Raw genomic sequence first — 6215 nt, 5'->3', positions numbered from 1 at the left:
GAGACAGACAAGCGGAAACTTCATCTCTTCGACGAGTTCGTTTGCGTAAATGTGTCCGGCGATATGGTGGACACCGATGAGCGGTTTTTGATGGGCGAATGCCAACGCCTTGGCCGCACTGATCCCAACGAGAAGGGCACCGACGAGACCCGGTCCTTGTGTGACCGCGACCGCATCGACGTCTTCCATCGTCACGCCGGCTTCACTCAATGCGTCGTCAATCACGTACGTGATTCGTTCCACATGATGACGAGACGCCACTTCAGGGACGACGCCACCAAATCGTTTATGACTCTCGATTTGAGAAGAAACGACGTTCGACAATAACGTCTTTCCATCTTTGACGAGCGCAACAGACGTCTCGTCACAACTCGACTCGATCGAGAGAATCAGTGATGTGTTCATTCTGACTCACTTCCTAACTTCGCCCAATAAATATAGGCGTCTTCATTATTATCCTGATAGTAGCGTCTTCTCCGACCGGCTTGCATAAAACCGAACTGTTCATATAGTTTTTGCGCGCCAACGTTCGACACGCGGACTTCTAACGTCAATCCGACGAGTCCTTTTGACTTGGCGAACGCGACAAGTTCCGCTAACAATTGATTGCCGATGCCCTGTCCACGAAACTCAGGTAAGACGGCAATGTTTGTGATATGTCCTTCATCGACAATCGTCCAAACGCCGACAAACCCGACGACCCGTTTGTCATGGACCGCGACAAAGTAAATAGCCTGTTCATTTCGAAGCATCTCATTCATGAACGCCTCTTTTGTCCACGGAATGGCAAACGACGCTTCTTCGACTTTCGTCACTTCCTCGACATCAAGCCACGTCATCCGACGAATTTTCACGTCAGCCATTGTTTTGTCCCTCTAACCATTTCGCTTCCGCCTCGGCGAGTCGCAAATACTCCGGTTCAAACGAATGGACATCGCTCGTCTGATCGCTGAAGACGACCAAATCACTCGCACGCCCGTATCGATGGGCAGCCGGTGCTTCGATATAGTCATATTCACTTAACACGTCACGGAACGGTTCCACGTCTCCGACGACAAGGAAGCGACCTTGACTATTCAGTCGCAACCAATCCGCGACTGAGGCGTGCTGATCATGTGTTAGTGCTTTGTTGTGCTGATAATATCCGATATAGGCATTGCCACGGCGCGCGTCAATCAATGAGACGACCGGCAAATCGGTATTCGGGGCCGCTGCCATGAGCTGCAGGGCAGATACACCGATGAGTGGAAGATTGAGCGTATAAGCGAGTGTCTTCGCTGTCGTCACTCCAATCCGAATTCCCGTGTACGACCCAGGTCCGGTCGTGACTATGATGCGTTCGAGCATGTTCGGTGTCCACTTGACCGCTGCCATGAGCTGTTCAATCATCGGCATGAGTGTGACCGCATGGTTTTTTGAGACCATGACCGTCGCTTCGGCTTGAATCTCTCCAGCCTCACTTAACGCGACTGACAATCGTGTCGTCGCCGTATCAATCATCAATTGCTTCATGCGAGCACCTCCTTGGCGATTTGAACGTAACGCTCACCCGTCGGAGCAAGTGTCAGTTTACGTTCTTCGTCGCCAACCCGTTCAATCGTGATGACCAAGCGTTCTTCCGGGAGGGAGGACTCGATCAAGTTCGACCACTCGACGATGGCGACACCATCACCGTTGATATATTCCTCAAGACCGATGTCATCCCCCGTATCTTCGAGACGATAGACATCCATATGATAGAGCGGCAATCGCCCTTTATATTGTTTCATAATGGTGAAGGTCGGACTGTTGACGTTCCGCGTGACTCCGAGTCCTTTTGCGAACCCTTGTGTGAACGTCGTCTTGCCGGCACCGAGGTCACCGTTTAACGTGATGACCGTTCCTGCTTCGACGAGTGTGGCCAAACGTTCTGCCACCGCCTGCGTCTCTGCCGCAGAATGCGTAATCAATGTATACATGAATGGTTCTCCTTTATCGCTTCTCATACGTACTCATTGTACACTTCATTTTAAGCAAAAAAAAACACGAAACGCTATCGTTTCGCTATCTCATTTAAAAATTGGTTGCGGGGGCTGGATTTGAACCAACGACCTTCGGGTTATGAGCCCGACGAGCTACCAGACTGCTCCACCCCGCGACGACATATGAAATTAAATAAAAATTGGTTGCGGGGGCCGGATTTGAACCGACGACCTTCGGGTTATGAGCCCGACGAGCTACCAGACTGCTCCACCCCGCGATGGTTTGAATTGTTTCGACATCCTCTATAATAAGCGAGACAGTTATAAAAAGCAACCATTTTCTTAATGTTTTTTCAAAAATAGAATCGGGAACAGATATAACAGCATAGACTATCAGAGAAAAGGGGCGCGACCGCCATGTCCAAATGGGGAAATCGATTCAAGAAATGGTTCTTTTCGGAGATCGAAGCCGAGATCACGTTTGACCCGGCAGCACTCATTCCGAAGCAGACCGTGACGGGTATGTTGCACGTCTCCAACCCGACAACGAATGTCGTTCGATTACAGGAACTCACCCTGACCTTCTTGACGACGTTCAAAGACATCACTATGGAAGGAAACGAGTTCAATCGAGAAGCTGATATTCAAGAAGTCCCAATTCCACTATCGCTTGTACTAGAACCCGGAGCGAAGGAAGATGTTCCGTTTTCATTCGAGTTGACGATGTACGCACCCTCTTCTGCCGGCGCCCCGTATAGTATAGAGGCTACATTGTGGGACAAGGACATCAAGCGAGTTTGGTTTGATGTGATCGAACACATCGAAATCGAACCGATGCCTGAACTGAAACGATTACTCGATGCGACCGCTCACGCTGGACTTGAGCCGATGTTCGTCCGAAACGTAATCGACCCGCTCGGGGAAGAACGTCCGTATCCATTCGTTGAAAAGTATGGATTCAAGCCGGTCGGAGAATGGGCCGATGAGTTCGAGGTCGTCAAATCGTTTTGGCGCTTACATGAAGATGGGATCGACCTCTACTACTGGCTCGACAACATCGAGACCCAGCGAACGCTCGAATCGATGGCGACCGACGTCGAATTGCGTCATCGTTCCCTCACATGGGAACAGCTAGAGCGCGAACAAGAACAGCTCGGTATCGGCATTCAAGATACGTTACGCAGTCACCGCTCCTCGTGAGCGGTTTTTTCAATTTGAATTTCATCCTTACTCGTATTGACGACGGTTTGAAAATAGTAGCGATACGGATGCATGAACAATTCATATTGTAGACGTCTCTCTACATGTGAAGCGCGTAAGTAGTCCAGCTCCATACCCCGTTCCTGAATATCACGATGTGAACGTCGCTTGAACTCCGTCTCCCCGTCTGTGTAGAGATAAATCGATTGATCAAAAGACGAAAGATTCAGGAATGCGACACTCATCCCTTCAATAATCGTGATCGGTTTCTCTGGATCAATCCATGTCCGCTCCAAATAAGGGACATCAATCGTGTAAAAGCCGATTCCCTCTCGAATCATACGGACATCTCGCTCGAGTGACAGCAGATGATGTGCGGCCGGGTGACACGCCGTCATCTTATACTGATGGGTCGTTCCATCGTGTTGATACGTGAGGATCGTTTGTTTCCGCAACTGTGAATCTGTAATATACGGGTCTGTGTGAAGCAGGTTTATATCACCGAGTCGTTCCCGTAATTTTTCTGCCAACGTCGATTTTCCCGCTGCCCCGTGTCCGGAGATAGCAATCAGCGTTCGTTGATCCGGTCTCACGCTTTGTACGATATCCTCAATCAGTTGTTCCATGATTCTTCCCCTTTTGGTAATTTTGTTGTTTCAGAAAAACAAATACACGTCATTCATCCTCTATCCGTTTTCGAAGCCTGATTGCTGAAACAGTAAACATCACAAAGGCAATCAACGAAATCGAACTGACAATGATCAGAGTGGTCGATATGGGAGAACTAAAGAAAAATGGAATCGATAAAATCAATAGCGCTCCCGTGACTGCCATCCCTCTAATAAGAAATACCATCGTTTTACTCATTTTCTCTTCGCTCTCCTTGAACTAAGCAACAAAATCCTTACTACTAGAAATCTAATGACAGACAGCTCATCGTGTCAGGATGAGCTGTCTTCTTTTTTCTTCAGTCTCGTCAAGCTTCTGTTCTAACGTTTCCACTTGTCTCGTCATACGAGCAATCAGCTGACTGATTTCCTGATCTAGTCCGTTCACTTGATCTAAGGAGTCATTGATTCGTCCGTGCATCGTCCATTCTGAAAAAATATCATCCAAAAAGTAATCTGCGAACTGAATAAGTGAACCTCGATCAACATGCAACTCCTGAACAATACCTTGCACGTCCGCTAATTCACGGGAGAAACGCTCTAACGCAGATTGTAATTCGTGCATCGTCTGTTCGGAAGCATCTAGCGCCTCATGTTTCATTGCTGTGGCAATCAAGCCACCCCCGAAGAACGTGTCATACGTCGACCACCCCTTCGCACTATCTAGATGTTTGAGTGTTTTTGCAATCGTCGAACGTGCCGCCTTACCGGCAACGATGGCTTCCCGATACTCGATGAGAAGTTCATTCGTTTCGGCTTGTTGATTCGTGAGATGGTGTAGGTCTCGGCGAATAGCTGGATCTTTCGCAAGATGGGATTCTTTTGTTTCTAAGAAGGTCTCCCACTCAGCGTCGATTCCCTCATAAACCTCGAGCTGTTCTTGTAATTCTCGATGTTCGAGCGTCAATTCGTCAATCATCGCCTCGTGTTCTCGTAATTTCAGTTCAGCGCGAGCAGCCTCTTCCATTTCGATTGTCCGTTGTTCATCAAACGTGCCTCGTAACTTTCGCCATGTGTTGACGAGCGAGAATTCTTCAAGGTCATACACATCACGTTGTTCTTTCGTGAATGTGTTGAGTAGTGTCTTCCGCACCGCCTCATGCTCGTTCAACTGTTTGTTTAGTATCTCTTGCTTACGAACAAGTCGATCACGCTCTGCGATACGCTGTTGTAAGTCTAATTGGGTCTGCTGAAAATTTCCCATTATGTTTCCCCTCTCTTTGTACTGATTAAAGTGTCGATTGGAACGCCATTTATCGTCATGCCTTCGACATCACATCCTGCCAACGTGACATTCGTCAGGTCACATTGATTAAATGTAGCACCTCTCAGATTCGAATGATGCATTTGAACAGTACGTCCATTCTCTTGCATCGTCACAAAATTGAATCGCGAGCCTGTCAAATTTAAATCACTGAACGTACTATTCCGGAAATTGATGTTCCGAAAAAGGCTTTGACTGAAATTACAGTTGCTCGCAGCAAGTGACGAGACATTACTATTTGTGACCGCCAAAAAGCTCGCGTTTACCCCATACGCTTGCCAACCTTCACATGACTGTTCTTCAAAGCAATGCGTACTCGGTTTTGCTTTTGTTCGTTTGACGAAACATACCTCATCTTCTGACTCATATACGACTTGAAATCCTAATTGTTTATAAAAACGAATATTTCTTGTTTGATGTGTCGATGTTTCCAACTCCCAAATCCGTACATGCGGAGATTGAGCTTCTACGTATTGAATCAACGCTTTACCGATTCCTTGCCCTTGCCTATCAGGGTGCACAAAAACACGATCAATTCGTGCATAGTCATCAACCAGTGAGCGTTAAGATAATCGCCCCAACGATGTGATTGTCCTGTTCAATGACATAGCATGTTAACTCTTCAATCATATATTGTGTCATCGCCTCGAGATCGTATCCCGGCGGTTCGACATTCAAATCTCTCTCAGACAATTGCAAAGAAAGTGCTTCTTGTTGAAAACTTGCAGTTGAAACTTTCGTAATCCCTGAAACATCTTTTAAAGTGGCTAATCGAATATACAAAACAATCCCCTCTTTCTCATACTTAGTACGAAAAAGAAGGGATAAAGTTTCAAAGAAACAAAAAACGACCGAGCGTATGCTCGGTCGTCCTGCGTTGTTGCCTGGCAACGTCCTATCCTCACAGGGGGAGATCCCCCAACTACTTTCGGCGCTGAGACGCTTAACTTCCGTGTTCGGCATGGGAACGGGTGTGGCCGTCTCGCTATCGCCACCAGACAAAATGAATATTAACACCGCGTCATACGCATGTCAATATTGTTTTAGGGTTTGTTTCCTGAAAACTGAGGATTCATCAACACAAACCATTAGACTAGATCAAAGCCTCGACCGATTAGTATC

At 47.4% G+C, this 6215-nt stretch carries 9 protein-coding genes, 2 tRNA genes and 1 rRNA gene; 1 reads left to right on the top strand and 11 read right to left on the bottom strand.

Annotated elements, in window-relative coordinates:
• From IRJ25_RS13735 to IRJ25_RS13710, 6 genes are all read right to left on the bottom strand, one after another.
• Positions 1-405: tRNA (adenosine(37)-N6)-threonylcarbamoyltransferase complex transferase subunit TsaD (locus IRJ25_RS13735; RefSeq protein WP_441316675.1), on the bottom strand; the 405-nt coding region annotated here is incomplete at its 3' end.
• Positions 402-863 carry a ribosomal protein S18-alanine N-acetyltransferase gene (gene rimI / locus IRJ25_RS13730; protein WP_074034834.1) on the bottom strand — a complete coding sequence of 154 codons (462 nt, stop codon included), beginning with the start codon at positions 861-863 and terminating at the stop codon, positions 402-404. The genes rimI and IRJ25_RS13735, both read right to left, overlap by 4 nt.
• On the bottom strand, positions 856-1512 hold the full coding sequence (tsaB, locus tag IRJ25_RS13725; RefSeq protein WP_269318516.1) for a tRNA (adenosine(37)-N6)-threonylcarbamoyltransferase complex dimerization subunit type 1 TsaB: 657 nt from the start codon (positions 1510-1512) through the stop codon (positions 856-858). The genes rimI and tsaB overlap by 8 nt, the downstream gene beginning before the upstream one ends.
• Positions 1509-1958 carry a tRNA (adenosine(37)-N6)-threonylcarbamoyltransferase complex ATPase subunit type 1 TsaE gene (gene tsaE / locus IRJ25_RS13720; RefSeq protein ID WP_269318515.1) on the bottom strand — a complete coding sequence of 150 codons (450 nt, stop codon included), beginning with the start codon at positions 1956-1958 and terminating at the stop codon, positions 1509-1511. The genes tsaB and tsaE overlap by 4 nt, the downstream gene beginning before the upstream one ends.
• A 102-nt stretch (positions 1959-2060) precedes the next feature.
• A tRNA-Met gene (locus tag IRJ25_RS13715) sits at positions 2061-2137 on the bottom strand.
• A gap of 25 nt (positions 2138-2162) precedes the next feature.
• A tRNA-Met gene (locus IRJ25_RS13710) sits at positions 2163-2239 on the bottom strand.
• A 139-nt stretch (positions 2240-2378) separates the two neighbouring features.
• On the opposite strand from IRJ25_RS13710, the gene IRJ25_RS13705 reads away from it, so the two are divergent.
• Positions 2379-3161 (top strand): sporulation protein, encoded by a 783-nt coding sequence (locus IRJ25_RS13705; protein ID WP_269318514.1) that lies wholly within the window; start codon positions 2379-2381, stop codon positions 3159-3161.
• Here IRJ25_RS13705 and IRJ25_RS13700 read toward each other — a convergent pair.
• From IRJ25_RS13700 to rrf, 5 genes are all read right to left on the bottom strand, one after another.
• Positions 3146-3787, bottom strand: coding sequence for a uridine kinase family protein (locus IRJ25_RS13700; RefSeq protein ID WP_269318513.1), 642 nt, complete (start codon positions 3785-3787; stop codon positions 3146-3148). The two genes, IRJ25_RS13705 and IRJ25_RS13700, sit on opposite strands and share 16 nt — an antisense overlap.
• Positions 3788-4094: 307 nt before the next feature.
• Positions 4095-5033 carry a hypothetical protein gene (locus IRJ25_RS13695; RefSeq protein ID WP_269318512.1) on the bottom strand — a complete coding sequence of 313 codons (939 nt, stop codon included), beginning with the start codon at positions 5031-5033 and terminating at the stop codon, positions 4095-4097.
• Positions 5033-5650 (bottom strand): GNAT family N-acetyltransferase, encoded by a 618-nt coding sequence (locus IRJ25_RS13690; protein ID WP_269318550.1) that lies wholly within the window; start codon positions 5648-5650, stop codon positions 5033-5035. Before IRJ25_RS13690 ends, IRJ25_RS13695 begins: the two co-directional genes overlap by 1 nt.
• Entirely contained in the window at positions 5643-5876 is a 234-nt protein-coding gene (locus tag IRJ25_RS13685) for a hypothetical protein (protein WP_269318511.1), read from the bottom strand. The genes IRJ25_RS13690 and IRJ25_RS13685 overlap by 8 nt, the downstream gene beginning before the upstream one ends.
• 99 nt (positions 5877-5975) lie before the next feature.
• Positions 5976-6092: ribosomal RNA gene (rrf, locus tag IRJ25_RS13680) — 5S ribosomal RNA — on the bottom strand.
• Positions 6093-6215 lie beyond the last annotated feature (123 nt).

Origin of the sequence: Exiguobacterium sp. KJ 601 (assembly GCF_027161185.1) — a bacterium.
Lineage (GTDB): Bacteria > Bacillota > Bacilli > Exiguobacteriales > Exiguobacteriaceae > Exiguobacterium > Exiguobacterium profundum.
Note: the sequence above shows the minus strand (reverse complement) of the source record. Positions and strands in the feature narration are given on the sequence as shown.

Coding starts and splice junctions, on each gene's coding strand:
- tsaE (WP_269318515.1), bottom strand. CDS start 1,958: ATGTATACATTGATTACGCATTCTGCGGCAGAGACGCAGGCGGTGGCA.
- IRJ25_RS13695 (WP_269318512.1), bottom strand. CDS start 5,033: ATGGGAAATTTTCAGCAGACCCAATTAGACTTACAACAGCGTATCGCA.
- rimI (WP_074034834.1), bottom strand. CDS start 863: ATGGCTGACGTGAAAATTCGTCGGATGACGTGGCTTGATGTCGAGGAA.
- IRJ25_RS13705 (WP_269318514.1), top strand. CDS start 2,379: ATGTCCAAATGGGGAAATCGATTCAAGAAATGGTTCTTTTCGGAGATC.
- tsaB (WP_269318516.1), bottom strand. CDS start 1,512: ATGAAGCAATTGATGATTGATACGGCGACGACACGATTGTCAGTCGCG.
- IRJ25_RS13700 (WP_269318513.1), bottom strand. CDS start 3,787: ATGGAACAACTGATTGAGGATATCGTACAAAGCGTGAGACCGGATCAA.